The 15,895-nt window shown below is 62.6% G+C and carries 9 protein-coding genes and 2 pseudogenes; 3 read left to right on the top strand and 8 right to left on the bottom strand.

Translation table 11 applies throughout. The features are described from left to right. Together BMX74_RS42040 and BMX74_RS42035 are read left to right on the top strand one after the other, a co-directional pair. The coding region (locus tag BMX74_RS42040) for a hypothetical protein (protein ID WP_218154257.1) at positions 1-522 on the top strand (522 nt) is incomplete at its 5' end. Positions 523-655: 133 nt separating this feature from the next. After that, a pseudogene (locus BMX74_RS42035) lies at positions 656-820 on the top strand (IS5/IS1182 family transposase); the annotation flags it as partial. A 7-nt stretch (positions 821-827) separates the two neighbouring features. Here the strand turns inward: BMX74_RS42035 and BMX74_RS42030 are convergent. The 7 genes from BMX74_RS42030 to BMX74_RS42000 all read right to left on the bottom strand — a co-directional run bounded on the left by BMX74_RS42030 (position 828) and on the right by BMX74_RS42000 (position 13,733). Beyond that, entirely contained in the window at positions 828-3,884 is a 3,057-nt protein-coding gene (locus BMX74_RS42030; RefSeq protein ID WP_091106028.1) for a type I restriction endonuclease subunit R, read from the bottom strand. Further along, a complete protein-coding gene (locus BMX74_RS42025; protein WP_091106027.1) occupies positions 3,881-5,116 on the bottom strand; it encodes a restriction endonuclease subunit S in 1,236 nt (411 codons plus the stop codon). Before BMX74_RS42025 ends, BMX74_RS42030 begins: the two co-directional genes overlap by 4 nt. Then, positions 5,113-6,684 (bottom strand): type I restriction-modification system subunit M, encoded by a 1,572-nt coding sequence (locus tag BMX74_RS42020; protein ID WP_218154256.1) that lies wholly within the window; start codon positions 6,682-6,684, stop codon positions 5,113-5,115. The genes BMX74_RS42025 and BMX74_RS42020 overlap by 4 nt, the downstream gene beginning before the upstream one ends. A 784-nt stretch (positions 6,685-7,468) precedes the next feature. Then, positions 7,469-10,966 (bottom strand): DEAD/DEAH box helicase, encoded by a 3,498-nt coding sequence (locus tag BMX74_RS42015; protein ID WP_143078972.1) that lies wholly within the window; start codon positions 10,964-10,966, stop codon positions 7,469-7,471. Continuing rightward, positions 10,956-11,654, bottom strand: coding sequence for a Hachiman antiphage defense system protein HamA (locus tag BMX74_RS42010; RefSeq protein WP_177227750.1), 699 nt, complete (start codon positions 11,652-11,654; stop codon positions 10,956-10,958). The genes BMX74_RS42015 and BMX74_RS42010 overlap by 11 nt, the downstream gene beginning before the upstream one ends. Positions 11,655-12,010: 356 nt before the next feature. After that, positions 12,011-12,352, bottom strand: coding sequence for an integrase core domain-containing protein (locus tag BMX74_RS42005; protein WP_091106024.1), 342 nt, complete (start codon positions 12,350-12,352; stop codon positions 12,011-12,013). After that, the gene (locus BMX74_RS42000) at positions 12,333-13,733 is read right to left on the bottom strand and encodes an IS30 family transposase (protein WP_091106023.1); all 1,401 of its coding nucleotides are present in this window, start codon (positions 13,731-13,733) and stop codon (positions 12,333-12,335) included. The genes BMX74_RS42005 and BMX74_RS42000 overlap by 20 nt, the downstream gene beginning before the upstream one ends. Positions 13,734-13,783: 50 nt before the next feature. On the opposite strand from BMX74_RS42000, the pseudogene BMX74_RS41995 reads away from it, so the two are divergent. After that, positions 13,784-14,074: pseudogene (locus BMX74_RS41995) on the top strand (transposase); the annotation flags it as partial. A gap of 44 nt (positions 14,075-14,118) precedes the next feature. Here the strand turns inward: BMX74_RS41995 and BMX74_RS41990 are convergent. Further along, positions 14,119-15,675, bottom strand: a complete 1,557-nt coding sequence (locus BMX74_RS41990) for an IS4 family transposase (protein ID WP_177227506.1) — start codon at positions 15,673-15,675, stop codon at positions 14,119-14,121. Between the last annotated feature and the right edge of the window lie 220 nt (positions 15,676-15,895).

Below are 15,895 nucleotides of genomic sequence, written 5' to 3'. Positions count from 1 at the left end.
TTCGCCGACCACTGGTGCGTGGGTCCGTACCTGAAGATCTGGGACGGCGTGCGCGTCTACGGGCACAGCGGCACCACGCTGAGCGGCTCCTCGACACTGCTGTGGGTGCCGGAACGCGACCTGGTCGTGGCCACCCTGGTCAACGTGGCCGACCGCGGCTACCCGTTCGCCGACACGGCGATCCGCGAGGTCATGCGGGCGGAGGCGGGCATCGAGAAGCCGCCGCTGCCGCAGCCGGACCCGTCGCAGCGCGTCTCGCCCGAGCCGTACGTCGGACTCTACGAGACCCATGACGGGGTGTTCGAGGTCGGGCACGCGGACGGGCGCCTGAGCCTCACCCTCCGCAGCGCGGGCGGCTCCGCCGTCGGCACCGACCTGATCCCGCTAGGCGACCATCGTTTCCTGCCGACGGACGACGCCTTCACCGGGAACCACATGTGGGACATCGCCTTCGTCATGGGCGAAGCCGGTCGCGCCGTACGTCTGCTCAACGGCGCGATCGCCGCCCGCCGGGCTGCCTGACCGATCCTCGTGGGCTCCGGACACCCATCACGCGCCGCCCCGGGGCGGCGCATGAGAGGTGTCCGGCGAGCTGCGGATGATCTTGGGTATCGTTCGGACGTTCAACCGTCGGCGCAGGTGAGCCGCGTGCGTGCCGTACAAGGGGAAGAACAAGCACGCCAGACTCCGCGGACCGGGGGAACGCGCCAATGCGCAGCTGAAAACCTGGCGCATCCTCCGCAAACTACGCTGCTGCTCTCTTCTCGCAGGTCAGCTCGTCAAAGCCATCCTCGTCCTGCAACTCCGCGAAGCAGGATGAAAAGCGCTCACTCACCAGACGTGGAAGCTCCATCTGCACCAAGCCCGAAGAAGCGATCAAAGAACGCACCTAGCTTGGTCAGCACGCGCTGCTTCTTCTCGCCAAAGGCGCCGCGAGCAGCGAAGCGTGATACCGGCGGCAGCACCCTCGTGATGGCCGTGCCATCAGTCTGGATAGCGCCATCGCGGAAGGCGGTGTTGATGAATCTTCGGGTCTCGTCGGCTCGCAGTCCCTCTTCAGCGATGATCTGGTCAAGTTCGGCCTCGCGCTTGGCGGTGACGAACGCCTGCCACTCCTCGGCGACCACGCTTCTGGCCGATACAGAGTCGACGAAGGCTTCGACGAGGTCCTTCTTGTTGCGCAGTGTCGGGCTGGCGTCGACAGCGCGGGCGATCTCGGCGCGTATCTCCTTGTCCGTGCCATCGCCCTTGGCGGCCTTGTACTTCTGAACCAGCATCAGGATGTAGTCGACATTGATCTCGATCTGCTTGATCAGTTCGATTTCGAAGACGACGTCGTCGACGATAGATTCCTTGTCCGCCTCCTGAATTCGGCGGAATTCCGCATAGAGGTCAAGGTAGATGCTGCGATAGTCCTGGGCCTGGCGATCGGTCAGGATCTCGTTGCCGGCGAATTCATCAAAGCTGGTCAGGATGTTCTGCAGGCGCAGGATGGCGCCAAACAGAGCGATGAAGTCCTTCTGCTCCTGCTCACCAACGATCTGCTGCCCGAGCGGGAACCGGCCGAGCAGCTCGGTTACTTTGTTGGAGTATTCGCGGTAGTAGTCGCCATATGGCTTAAGCAGCACAATGCCACTGGCATCCTTGTTGCCGAACAGCGCAAGGGCGTCGTTGGTTTCTTCCTCTAAGTCACGGAAGCTAATAATGTTACCGTAGGTCTTGACCGAGTTCAGGATACGATTGGTGCGCGAGTACGCCTGGATCAGGCCGTGAGTGCGCAGGTTCTTGTCGACCCACAGGGTATTGAGGGTCGTTGCGTCGAAGCCCGTTAGGAACATGTTGACTACGATGACCAGGTCAATTTCGCGATTTTTAAGGCGCAGCGACAAGTCCTTGTAATAGTTCTGGAATTTGGCCGCCGAAGTGTCGAAGCTTGTGCCAAACATGGCGTTGTAGTCCTGAATCGCAGCTTCGAGGAAGTCACGCGACGACTGGTCGAGTGCGCCGGTCTCGAACTCCTCTTCGTCGAGCGCGCCGTCTTCAAGAGCCTCGTTGGCGGCGTACGAGTAGATCAGGCCGACTTTTAGGCGACGATCCGGTAGAAGTGATTCCTGCTGGATCTTGAACTCGGTGTAGTAGAGCTTGGCAGCCGCGATCGAAGCGGTTGCGAACAGGGCATTGAAGCCGTGCAGGCGTCGCTGGCCCAGCGTGTAGTGCTCGACGCGCTTCGTCTTTTGATTGAAGTGCTCCAGCGTGTACTCCACGACCTGCCGGACGCGGTCCGGCGCCAGTAAGGCTCGCTCAGTGTCAATGGCGGACACCTGTTTGTCCTGGATGCCTTCCGCCAGCCTGATGGTGTTGACGTAGTCGACACGGAACGGCAGGACGTTCTTGTCGTTGATGGCATCAACAACCGTGTAGGTATGCAGCTTGTCACCGAAGGCCTGCTCTGTGGTCTTGAGCTTCGGGTTGCCGCCGGGGAGGGCATTGTCAGTGAAGATCGGTGTGCCAGTAAAGCCAAACAGGTTGTAGCGTTTGAAGGCCTTGGTGATGGCGGTGTGCATGTCGCCGAACTGCGAGCGATGGCACTCGTCGAAGACGATTACTACGTGACCGTTGTAGATCTCGTGGCCCCTATTGCCCGCGATGAAGGTCGCGAGCTTCTGGATCGTCGTGATGATGATCTTAGCGTTGGGGTCTTCTAGTTGCTTCTTCAGGACTCGGGTCGACGTGTTCGAGTTGGCTGCGCCCTTCTCGAAGCGGTCGTACTCGCGCATCGTCTGGTAGTCGAGGTCTTTGCGGTCGACCACGAACAGCACCTTGTCGACGTCCGCAAGACGTGAGGCTAACTGCGCGGCTTTGAACGAAGTCAGGGTTTTACCTGAGCCGGTGGTATGCCACACGTAGCCGCCTGCGGCCACGGTGCCGAGCTTCTTGTAGTTGGTCGAGATCTCGATCTTCTGGAGGATCCGCTCGGTCGCCACGATCTGGTACGGGCGCATGACCAAGAGCATCTGGTCGGCGGTGAGGACACAGTATTTGGTCAGGATATTGAGCAGCGTATGGCGGGCTAAGAAGGTCACCGCGAAGGCGGTCAGGTCCTGGATCGGTTTATTGGTCGCATCTGCCCACCACGAGGTGAACTCGAAGGAGCTGCTGGTCTTCTTGGGCTTCTTTGTGCGGGTGGTCTCGGAGATGTGCTGACGACGAGTCGTGTTGCTGTAGTACTTCGTGTGCGTGCCGTTGCTGATCACGAAGAGCTGCACGTAATCGAACAAGCCTGAGCCGGCCCAGAAGCTGTCCCGGTGGTAGCGGTTGATCTGGTTGAACGCCTCGCGTATGGCAACACCACGACGCTTGAGTTCGATATGTACCATCGGGAGGCCGTTGACCAGTATGGTCACGTCGTAGCAATTGCTGTACTTGGCTCCGCCTTGGCCCTGATCAACCTTGTACTGATTGATGACCTGCAGCCGATTGTTGTGAATGTTGGTCTTGTCGATGAGCCGAACATTCTTGGTGGTACCGTCGTCGCGCTTGAGAAGCTGGACGTAGTCCTCCTGGAGACGCACCGTCTTCTCGATCACGCCCTCCTTCTCACCAGCGATGCGCCCCTTGAAGAAGCTTTCCCACTCGGTGTCGGAGAACGAGATGTTGTTCAGAGCCTCGAGCTGTGTGCGAAGATTGGCGACGAGCTCTGCCTCCGAGCGGATCCGGAGGTATTCGTACTCCTGCGACTGTAGGATCTTGATGAGCTCTTTCTCCAACTCCGCCTCAGACTGGTAGGCAGTAGCCGTTGTGGCGCCAGGGGCGTACTCTGCAAGAACTGTGCTCTCAGTGCTGCCTGCGATCGGCTCGATACAAGTGGTCTTGCGCTCGGTCATACCAACAATTCCTCGAAGGTTAAGAGTTTATCGCGGTAGTACGCGAACTGCTTGCGGCGGGCAACCAGTTCGTCGCGCAGAGCTGATTCCAGAGCGGTGACAGTGCCGAGTACGCGCAGCAACTCTCTCTGGGCCGGCACTGATGGCAATTCAATTTGGAACGCTTCGAATTGCTCCTGCTTCCAGCGTCGACGACTCTTGGTCGAGCCACGCTCAACGCCCGTAACCTCGGCTGACACTCGCTTGAGCGTGTACTCGTCCTGGAAGTACAACAGCAGCCATTCCGGTAGTACACGCGAACTGTCGAGATCGTAGACTGGGAATTCGCTAGATACGACCCCATGAGCGAGTTCCGGAGGAACGACTGCGAACGATCCCTCGATTACAAACATCCGATTGTAGATGAACTGGCCCGGCTTTACGCGATAGAGCGTGGTCCCCTTGATGGCGCTGCCAGGTTTAGACTCTCGGGCGAAAACACCTTCACCATACCATTTCACGCCGAGGTTTGTATAGGTCTCGTCTGCCTGAACGCGCAATGACTCGACGTACGGAGTTGATATTTCGCCGAGCCGTACATGCTCTGTGGTACCTGAGCTTAGAGCTCTAATGTGTGGTGTTTCGGGAAGGGCGTATGCGAACGCGAGGCGCTGCTGTTTACGGGCTTCCAACTCCTCGACCAACTCTGCTTCCAGCAATTGGAACGAGTCCAGCACTCTGACGATCTCGCGCTGTACCTCGATTGGTGGCAAGGGAATCCGGAGCCTTGCCAGCCCGCTACCAGATAGCCGCTTTACCTTTGCGCGTGCGACGAAAGCTTCCTTAGCCTTATTGAAGGCGTCCGACTGCATGAAGTAGACGACGAACTTTGGGTCGAGTGAGGAACGAAATATGAAACAGTCGTCGTGGACCGCCACTTGCTCAGTTCCGAGCCAGGCCACAGCCTTTCCGACGTCCTCGACGGTCTCACCCACCGCTGCGATGATGACGTCGCCGGGCTGAGCAAACCGGAGCGTCGGCGCAAGGTCGGCACGTAGGTGAGAAATCGTGTCCGATGTTGCGACCCCGTAGTGCGTATAAATTTCCCCGTAGTGGATGCTTGGCAGGCCATCGTCAACCCGGTCAGCCTTAGTGAACCTGCGGCCACGGATGAAGCTCCCAACCTCGCCGAGTGGCTTGATGGGTACCCCCTTGGGGGCCAGCTCTGTGATCAGGTCGTCGATCCGACTCACGACGCGTCCTCCAGATCGGCAACGATGGCATCGATCTGCTCTCGCAGTTCCTGCTGCCGCGCCACGAGCTGTGCAATTTCAGCGTTTAGCTTCTGGATGTCAACAACCTCGCGGGTGTCCTCGGCCTCAACATAGGAGGAAACTGAGAGGTTGTAGTCGGCCCGGGTAAGCTCAGCATTGGTCACGAGCTTCGCGAAGTGTTCGATATCCTCGCGCACCGCGAAAGCGTTAAGAATCTTCTGCTGGTTCACTGCACTGAGCTTGTTCTTGCTGCCGACGTGTAGGAACTCGGCAGAGGCGTCGATGAACAGTACCGAATTGTCCTTCTTCGACTTCTTCAGCACGAGGACGCAGGTCCCGATGTTGGTACCGAAGAACAAGTCAGGCGGGAGCTGGATGACCGTGTCGACATAGTTATTGTCGACCAGGTACTTACGGATCTTCTGCTCTGCGCCACTGCGGTAGAGGACTCCGGGAAACTGTACGATGGCCGCCGTGCCGTTAACGGCAAGCCAGGACAGGATGTGCATCGTGAAGGCGAGGTCAGCCTTGCTCTTCGGTGCTAGTACGCCAGCAGGCGAGAAGCGCGGGTCGTTGATCAGTAACGGATTGGCGTCACCCGCCCACCTAATCGAGTACGGCGGATTGGAGACGATCGCTTCGAAAGGCTCATCATCCCAGTGGTGCGGATCGATCAGCGTATCGCCGTGCGCGATGTCAAACTGCTCGTAATTCACATCGTGCAGGAACATGTTGATCCGCGCGAGATTGTACGTGGTGAGGTTGATCTCTTGGCCGAAGAAGCCCCGTCGGACGTTCCCCTTGCCTAGAACCTTGGCGAACTTCAATAGCAGTGAGCCCGAGCCACAGGCCGGATCGTAGACCTTGTTGACCGATTTCTTGCCCATGACGGTGATGCGCGCAAGGAGTTCGCTCACCTCCTGCGGCGTGTAATACTCGCCACCAGACTTGCCAGCGTTCGCCGCGTACATCTGCATGAGGTACTCGTAGGCATCGCCGAAGAGGTCAATGGCGTTATCCTGGAAGTTCCCGAGGGGCAGATCGCCGATGGCGTCCAACAACTTGACAAGCTTCTCATTGCGCTTGGCGACAGTGTTGCCGAGCTTGGCGCTGTTGACATCAAGGTCGTCGAACAGACCTTTCAGGGCATCCTCGCTGTTGGTGCCAACCGCTGACCCCTCGATGTTCGCGAAAATCTTCCCCAACGTCTCGTTGAGATTTTCGCGAAACTTCTCATCCCTGCTAGCCCGCCTACGAACGTTGACGAACAGCTCGCTCGGCAGGATGTAGAAGCCCTTCTCCTCAACAGTATCCTTGCGGCCAGACTCGGCATCCTGGTCGCTGAGCTGCGCGTAGTCGAAGTCAGCGTCGCCAGCCTCACGCTCCAACTCGTTCAGGTAGGCGGTGAGGTTCTCGGAGATGAATCGGTAGAAGAGCATGCCCAGCACGTAGCTCTTGAAGTCCCAACCGTCGACGCTGCCGCGCAGGTCGGTGGCGATGCGCCAGATCGTCTTGTGAAGCTCGGCGCGCTGCACTTCCTTGGTCACTGGAGCCACTACCACGTCACCACCCTCGTCTCGAGATCGGTGCTACAGGCTTGTGTCAGGCGGCTCATCGTCAGGTGATCTCCTTCACGCCGAGGCCGTGTCATGAGTCCTACTGGCCTCGGCGCTCAATCTAGCGGGGCACGCTGACAGGTTCGCCCCTTTCCGCGCCGAGGTCGTCACAAGTGAGTCGCCGTAGGTAGTGCGGGCGGCCTTACGGACGTCGGCGGGGGCCGGCGGGACGTTCTCCAGGCTCACCGTGAATGCCGTTTCGTCAGACAGGAGGGCCGCGCAGGTGGTGGTGACGCGTTCAGGGATCGGTCAAAGCGCAGTACGTGTCCGCGGTCGTGGGTCTGAGCCAGCTTAACCTCCCCGGTCTTCGTGGAGGCCTTGGTTGTGCCCCGATTGCTTGGCCACGCTGCTCCAAGCCCGGTGGCCCCTAAGCGGCGCGTGCGTCGCCGCTGCGGCTATCACCCATCCATGCGGAGGCCGGCTACCAAACGGAAGCCCGCTGCCGTATGGATGTCAACGACGGCTGAAGCTGCCCCCTGACTGAGTCGAAGAACCTGAGCGTCACGTGGGGGGCTCATCAGCCTCGGTCGATCCACCATCTGCCTGCCGTCCCTGGGATGCCCGTATGAACCGACGGGCAGTGCACCCGCTTCATCGTCTGCGTTGGCTCTGAACGCCTCGATAATGATCATCAACGCACCCTCGCCCCGCTCCGTAGCTATCGATGCCGGCTCTACCGCGCGGTCGAACCTCAGGGGTCCGATCATGCCAACACTTATGCCTTTGGCGCCTTCGGGAGCAAGTCGCCCGGACCGCGATAAAGCAGGCGGACCCCGGTGCCAGTGCGAAGTCGTCGAGCGCGCAACACGCCCTGGCGCTCACGGTTGAGGAGAATGGCGGCTTCTCCAAGCAGGTCGTAGCCGCTGGACCAGATCTCAATCTTGTCTGGTCCAGCGTCAGTCACGCGCAGCCAGGTACCAGGCTCAGGTACCGTCCCGTACCAGGTGACCTCCTGCAAGTCCTCTGTCCTGCGGCTCCATCGAAGCGAGCGCTGTGCCCGCGAGGGGTTCACGAATGCCTCCCAAGCCGACCGTGACTCGGGTGTAGGCCAGTTTTCGCTGAGGGCCTGCGCGGGGTCGAGGTCGTTGATCCATTGGCGCATCTCGGCAGCCGAGTCGAATGTGGCGCCGGTGCTCTTGACTGCCGATATGGCCGCGAGGCGATGGTCAAAGCCAGAGCGTATAAGGATCGAGGCTGCCCGATTGAACGTTCCTGTCTCGATTGCGGTTACTGCCGTCCCCAACAAGGCGTCGGCCTCGATGTTGCCCTGGGCAGTTTCGTAGACCCTGGCAGCTTCCATTCCCCAGACCAGCCGATAGATGACGTCGGCCTCGATGAACTGGGCCATCGCGACGCGGTCGCCAGCAAGGTCGCCGAGGGGCAGTCCGTGAACCCAGTGCCTCAATACCTCGTGCCAATCGCCGAGCACTGTCTCAGGAGCGAAGACTTCCATCGCGAACAAAGTGTCGGCGATCGTCACGAGCAAGTCGGCAGCCGTCTCATGGTCCGCGTCGGCGATGGCGGCTTCGGCTTGGCCCGCCATGGCGATGATGCTTCCAGATACTTGGGCGAGCTCGGACCCGGCGTTGGCACCTAGCCCAGCCAAGAACCAGCCGCGGCGTTGGGAGGGCGTGGACGTTTGCCACAAGTGGTTGGTCCGGCTGTACACCAATCCGCGTACGGCAGCGGCTAACGTGTCGTCGTAGCGGCGAAGTTGCCGTTCCCACAGCGAATCGCGCAAGGCATCAGCGACGATCTGCGTCGCGGCGTCGGCGACGTTGTCCAAGCCGCTGTCTCCGACGACGCTCAGGATGCCGATGTCGAGCAACGCGAGGTTCGACTGCCAACTCTGGGCAGCGGCGGCCCGTCCCTCATCAGTCTCCTGGGACAGGATAGGCAGGGACCAGTCGGGCCCGCCGGTGAGGTATTCGAGAAGGGGCTCCACCGAAGTGAGCCTCTGCGATGCGTACATCCTTTTCAGGAGTTCAACGCCGATTTCGATGAGTCCGGATCGCAGGGCCTTGCCGCCATCTCCCTGCGTGAGTGCGAGCCACTCCCGCCGATGTCTTTGAGATGGCTCGAAGATCGGATAGAGAACAAGCCCTTCAGTGTCAACGAACGCGCGACCCGCACGCCCGATCACATTCGCGAACTCGGAGCCTTTGAGCACGTCCCTGCCGCGGCGAAGGCCGTGGAAGAGCACCACCGACGCGGACAGGTTCAGTCCCTGGGCGAGAGTCGGTGAGGCAATAGTGACCTTCAAGCTGCCCTTCTGCAAAAGTCGCTCGATCTCGCGCCGGAAGGGACCGGGGAGCGCTCCGTGGTGGATGGCCACGCCTAACCGAAGACACTCCAATATCGGATGGTCGACACCGAACCACTCAGCACCCACGGCGAGCGCGTCGTGCAGGTCGACATCTGCGGGCAGGACGGAGGAAACAAGGTCTCTGCGGTGGAGATCGATGATCGCGCGGGCGTACGGCTCCACGAAATTCCGCTGGGGGCAAAAGACAAGGACGGTCTGGCTGTCTTCGACCAGACGCCACGCGGTGGCGATGACGTGTTCACGTTGGTCCGCCGGGAATTTCTTCCTGCGCCGGCCGGTCGGCTTCTTCGCCTCGAAGTAACGCGGGATGAACGGTTGGTCGGGCCCGAGAGTGACGGTCAGTCGCGCATGGTCTTTGCGCCACTCGACAAGGCCGAAGCGCTGCTGCGTCGGGCGCCACTCCTCGCGGTGGAGGCCGTCTGGGTTATCATCAGTGATCCATGCGACGAAGTCGTCGAGTTCGCTCCCGGACGGAAACACAGCCGAGAGACACAGGATGCGGCGCGTCGAAGCGTCTGAGCGACGCAGGAGCCGCTGGATCTGGGCTTCGTAGCGGACCTCGCGCTCGGTGGCTCCGATCATGTGCCCCTCGTCCAGGACGACGAGGCCGACGTCATCGAGTACAGACGGGTCGGATCGAAGCGCGAAATCCAGCTTCTCCGGGGTCGCCACGACGATTGCGCTGGAGCGCAGGGTGTCCTCGTCGACGTCGCTCGTCCCCATGCTGCCGTAAAGGGACGAGACGCGGATGCCCAGCGGCGAAAAGGTCCGCGCGAGGACCTGCTCAGTCTGGGCGGACAAGGCTCGCAGCGGGGTGACGTACACCGTGCGTCGTCCCTGTGCAAGACACGCCAAGATCGACAGCTCGGCGATACGGGTTTTGCCAGCGCTGGTCGGCAGCGCGACAACGAGATCCCCTGCGTCCTGGAAGATCCTGCCGACGACGTGGAGTTGGGAGGGCCACAGGTCTATCTCGGAACGTTCTCGCGCCAGGAGCGACTCAACGAAGGTGCGTCGGAGATAGCGCCACCGTTCGGCGTTGTCAGCAGCTTCTGGCGGTGGTTCGTTCGGGATGTTCGTCTCAAGGCTGGTGTCGAACAGGCCTCCGAGCAGATATCGGGTGAGCCGGTAAACCCACCACGGGCCGGGGGCGCTCACGTCCGAGGACGCCCGCTCGCCGAGCCGCAACTCTTCGAGGGCTGCCTCGAGCAGGTCTCGGCTGCCGATCTCGATCGCGAACAAGGCGGCCGAGACGGCCGAGAGATAGTTCTCGCTGAGGAGAAGGACGATGGGGCCGACCTGGTCCGGCGGTGTGTCTTCCTCCGTGCTGCTGCCCACTGCGGTGAGGCTCATCAACAGAGCGTCATCGGAGAGTTGAGGAGAGGAACGCAGCGACTGGGTTCGCTCCTCGATCGAACTCAAGTCGCGCAATACCAGGTCCGCCAGCGTCTGCTCCATCGGCGTCAACCGCCCCGACTGTCGGCTCGCTTGGATCAGCGAGAACGCCCGCGCGGCGTAGCCGCCGAGATGGCTGGCCGCGCCAGCGACAAGTCCATGAAAGACCAGGTCTGCTTCAGGCGTCGCGTTCCGGGTGGCAGCCTCAAGGGCGTAGGAGCTCTGGATGAACCCCTGCTGTGCGAGGGCGATCTGCTCGGTCGTGTCATCGTCCGCGGCTTCCAACAGCTCAAGGCTTGTGGCCAGCAACGCGTACCCATAGTTGAGCAGGTCCGCATCCAGAAAGGGACTGAACGCGGGTGCGTCCCGAGGAAGAACGCCCTCGCGCCGGATCATGGATTGGGCCTGTCCACGGGCCAGCAGGCGCCCGCGAAAGCCAGCGTCGGTGGCTGTCGCAAGATTTTCTGCCAGATCCCGCGCCTCACGAGCCACCGACGGTCACCCCTTCGTAGGCGTTCTCAATGAACTCTTTGTGGCCTTGAACCCGAAGCGTGATCGTCAGCTGTGGCACAGCGCCCGAGTACGCCTGGAGATCTGCTGTCACGTGTCTACTCGGGTCGCTGCTCGTGAAGAGGAACATCAGGTGACCAACGCAGTCGGGGCGGACACCTTCCAAGAGCTGCATGTCAAGCACGGCCTCGCCGACGTCACTGTCGACCGTGGATAGGAGCCGTTCGGCGAACTGGGTGAGTGAGTGCGGCGAGGGCAACTCATCGTTGCGTGCTAGACCTTCGCGAGCCTCCGCGACCGTACCCTTGCGCAGCGTGACACGGCTTTTCGCCTCTGCCTTGGTGATGTGAGGCTTGCCATCGGCGTCGAGCCTTGCCCCGAGTACGTCATCCCCCCTCATCGCCCACTCTTGATGGTCACGCTGAATGAGTCTGCTCGGTCCAACCACATACCCGCGCTCTTCGTGTAGGTACGCCGTCGCAAGGATCTCGCCCATGTCCCCGGAACGAGCGCTTGCCGTGGTGGGAAACTTGTTGCGGAGGAACTTAGCCACCGCATCCTTCCCAAGTCGCTCCGCGATCAGCGCAAGGGACTCGGATTCGGCGTACGCGTTCGGGAGAATCGCAGACAGGGCATTAACCCCCGCGGCATCGTCGTAGGACTCGATCATGCCGGCATGGTGGTCGCCAACGGGCACCAATTTCTTGAGGGTGCACCAGCTCCTGAAGTCAGTCATGCCCTCCGCCCACTCCCCCGGGCCCTAGTGTTCGCTGATCGAACTGTACCTAGGAGTGGGTGTGTCTGGAGTTTCGTGGCGCCGGCCGGTGTCGGCGTGAACGCAGGATTCGTCGCACGGTCGCCTCACTGACCTGCACGCCGAGGCTGACCAATTCGCCGTGGACCCGCCGATACCCCCACCTCGTGTTTCGCGTGCCAGGCGTAGAACCAGTTCCCGGACCTCCTTGCTCACCGCAGGACGGCCAACGCGGTGTGGGTTGTCAATCCCCTCAAAGCGTAGAGACGGTCCTATGCCACAGCAGCCCTCAGCGGGGCCGTTGACGCTTGCCTCTTCTCGATCATCTGACGCTCGAATGTGACAGGCGGAAGCCCGTCGTTGGCGCTGTGTCTCCGCTTGGCGTTGTAGAAATCGGTAATCCAGGTCGCGATCTTCAGGCGAGCCTCGGCCCGTGTCCGGAAGCGCTGCCGATGCACGTACTCGACTTTGAGCGTGCTGTTGAACGCCTCGGAGGCGGCATTGTCGAGCGCGCACCCCACCCGGCCCATCGACTGCACGACCCCGTGCTTGCGGCATTCGGCCTGGTAGCGGGCGGCGGTGTACTCCTCGGATTCAATCAGTCGTCGCAACACTGCTGCTCAGCAGCAAGTTTAGATGCTCACTGAAGGCTTCTGCCGGTGTCTTCCATCCGAGGGTCTTTCGGGGCCTGGTGTTGAGCGCGAACGCAACAGCCGCCAACTCCTCGGCATCCCAGCGTGACAGGTCGGTGCCCTTGGGAAAGTACTGCCGTAGCAGGCCGTTGGTGTTCTCGTTGGTGCCACGCTGCCAAGGGCTATGAGGGTCGGCGAAATAGACCAGCAAGCCGGTGTCGATACGCAGTTGGGCATGCTGCGCCAGCTCCGTTCCCCGATCCCAGGTCAGCGAGCGACGTAGCTGCTCGGGCAACCCGGTGATCTCTTTGGTGATCGCGTCCCGCACGGCTTCGGCGCCACGGCCGGCCAGCGCCGGGCCGTTCTTCACCCGTTCCTGCGTGCCGAAGCCCTCCATCCGGGGCAGGTGCAACAGCAGGGTGAACCGCGTCGTGCGCTCCACCAACGTGCCGATCGCCGACCTGCCGGTGCCGATGATGAGATCACCCTCCCAGTGGCCCGGAACCGCGCGGTCCTCGGCCTCGGCGGGCCGCTGGCTGATCAGCACCTCAGAGGTCACGTGGCCGCCGGCCTTCTTCTGAGCGCGGGCCCGCGGCACCCGCAGCGCACGCCCGGTGCGCAGGCACGCGACCAACTCCCGCTTGAGCGCGCCACGCCCCTGGATGAACAGGGCCCGGTAGATCGCCTCGTGTGAGATCCGCATGGTGTCGTCCTCGGGGAAATCGACCTTCAGCCGGTGGGAGATCTGTTCCGGGCTCCACGATGTCGTCCAGCGGCGGTCCTGACGGTGGGGTTTGTTCCGTCCCTTCCAGGGCGCTGTCTGCGGCCCCGCCACCGGCGTGCCGTCCGGGTGACGGACCTGTCCGGCCAGCCGCTGCTGCACATACTCGCGCAGCTGCTGGTTAGCCGCTAGTTTGGCGGTCTTCGGTCGGCGAGCTCGGCGTTCGGCGTGCCATTGCGCGACCGTCGCTCGATAGTCCACGTCATACGTCCGCGTCGAGGCGTTGCGCCGGATCTCGCGGGAGATCGTCGACGGCGAGCGCCCCAGGCGCCGGGCGATCTCGCGCACGCCGAGCTTCTGGGCACGGCATAAGGCGATCTCTTCCCGCTCTGCGAACGACAGGTAACGGCCCGACACCGTCGGGGCAAGGCATGGTCCCACCCCGCCAGCCTGGCGAAACCAGCGTGTCCCAACCGCTGGTGACACGCCGATCTCCGCCGCGGCGTCCTCCGAGCTCGCCCCTCGAGCGATCGCTTGCCAGAACCGGACGCGGTCCTGTCGCCAGGCGACAGTCGGCCGTCCCGGCGAGGGGATCTGACCGCGATACAACCGGACGGCCTGCTGTTTCTTGCCCATGCCCATGCACCAACACCTCCAACGACGAGGTGTTGCGAGCACCGCTTGAATCCACCCAGTACACCTCGGCCGAGTTCGCCAAGGTCTGCGCCGAGTTCGGCGTGTGCCAGTCGATGGGTGCCGTCGGGTCCAGCGCCGACAACGCCGCCGCCGAGGCGTTCAACGCCACCCTCAAACGCGAGACCCTCCAGGGCGCCAAGCGCTGGGCCTCACCGCGTGAGGCCCGCCTGGCCGTGTTCAAGTGGATCAACCGCTACAACACCCGCAGGAGACACTCCACCCTCGGCCACCTCAGCCCGATCGACTACGAGCAGCAGGCCATCGATAGGGTGCTGCTCGCCGCATAACCACCCGTGTCCACACTTCGGGGCGAGCCCCCAAGGCCAGGTAGTTAAGGTTTCTGAGCTGCTGGCAAGAGTGCCGGGGGGATCGGCCCGGCGGTGTAGACGCCTGGCCCGATTTTGCGGATGAGTTGGCCGGCGGCCCAGCGCGAGAGTTGCCGATACATGGTGTTCAGGGTGACCTCGCCGAGGTGTTGGGCGATGTCACGGGCCTTCCAGGGGCGGTTGGGATCTTGGTGAAGGAGGGCCAGGACCTGTTGTTGTCTGCGGCGGTCGGTGGGGGTCATGGGTCGCTCGTCCCGGGACGCGGCGGGCAGCGTGGGCGGGGGTGGCAGGAGAGTGATGTCGAGGTCAGTGATGGTGCGGCTGTGGTCGGGCCGGCCGTCGTCGAGCCGTTCGTTGTAGCGGGAGGTGGGTGATTTGACCTTGCGGGTGCTGACGCGCGGGCGGCGGGATGGCAGCAGCGCCGCTAGGACACGGCGTCCGATGGTTGCGACCAAGCCGGTGGCCATGCCGGGGTTGTCGCCCGGCTGAATGACCAGGTCGCGGGCGGTATGCAGGGCGATGGAGAAGCTGCAGCGGTCGGGATCGGTGCCGGGTCGGGACTCGGCGGCGTCGACCATCACGGTGCGCAGCAGCTGATAGAGCGTGAGCACCGACCACATCTCCTGCTCCAGTCCGGCCGGGTCGCCCGAGCGCAGGATTCGTCCTTGCATGATGGTGTGGCGGAGGGCGTAGTAGGCGGACTCGTGTTCCCAGCGCTGGTGGTAGAGCCTGACCAGGGTGGCGGCGGGGTAGCGGCGGGCATCGGTCAAGGTGGTGACCAGGCGGTAGATGCCGGTGAAGGTGGTGCCGTCGGCGCAGGTCACCGTGATGCGGGCCTCGATAACGCGGATCTGCAAGCTACCGATCATCGACAGATAGGAGCCGTCGGTGAGGGTGGCCAGTATAGGGGTGCGCCGGTTGCTGCGCAGCCGGCCGAGCACCTGGGCGCCGGTGGCGCTGACCTGGGCGAGGAAAGCGTTGCCGTCGAAGCCCTTGTCCCATAACACCAGCATGTCCGGCGTCAGCAGGTGCAGCAGGCGCCGGGCATAGCCGCTCTCGCCCTCGCTGGTGGGACCGAAGACCGCGCCGATCAGGGCCCGCGTTCCGGTCTCCACCAGCGTCATCAGCTCCAGCAGCGGGTAACCGCCGTGACCGGGGCTGCCCAGCCAGGCCCGGTTACGGATGGTGTCGGGCGCCTTGAGCGAGCTGCAGCCGTCGAAGGAGACGATGCGGTAGGCCCCGAACCGTACTCCGGGCGTCGTGGGCTGGGCCAGCGGTCCGCTCAGCACCTCGAACAGGCGCCGCATCGGCGCGCAGCCGACCCTGCGGCGCAGGTCACGCAGCGCTTTGGCGGTGGGCGTCACGACCGGCAGGGCAGCCAGCGAGGCCGTCAGCTTCTGCCAGACCAGCAGGTAGCCGACCTCGGGAAACAGACACATCGCCAGCAGGAAGTAGACCCCGACACGCGAGGGCAGAGCGCGCAGACGACGCTGCACGCCGCGAGCCTCCTCCAGCACAGCATCGACGAGCTCGACCGGCACGAGCGCGGTCAGCTCACCCAAATGCCCGGGAGCGAACAATCTCCCGGCTGCCGAGCGGGACGAAGAGCCCGTCTCGACAGCGCGGGGAACAGCAGAGCTGGCATACTCGGCAAGCAACGGAGATCCAGTTCTTCGACGGCTGGTTGTGGAAGATCACCGTTCTACTGGATCTCCGTTCCCACGTCCTGAGAACTCGCGTGCTTGACAGCACCACGACGACCTTAACTACCTGGCCTTGGGC

Origin of the sequence: Nonomuraea pusilla (assembly GCF_900109355.1) — a bacterium.
GTDB lineage: Bacteria > Actinomycetota > Actinomycetes > Streptosporangiales > Streptosporangiaceae > Nonomuraea > Nonomuraea pusilla.
Note: the sequence above shows the minus strand (reverse complement) of the source record. Positions and strands in the feature narration are given on the sequence as shown.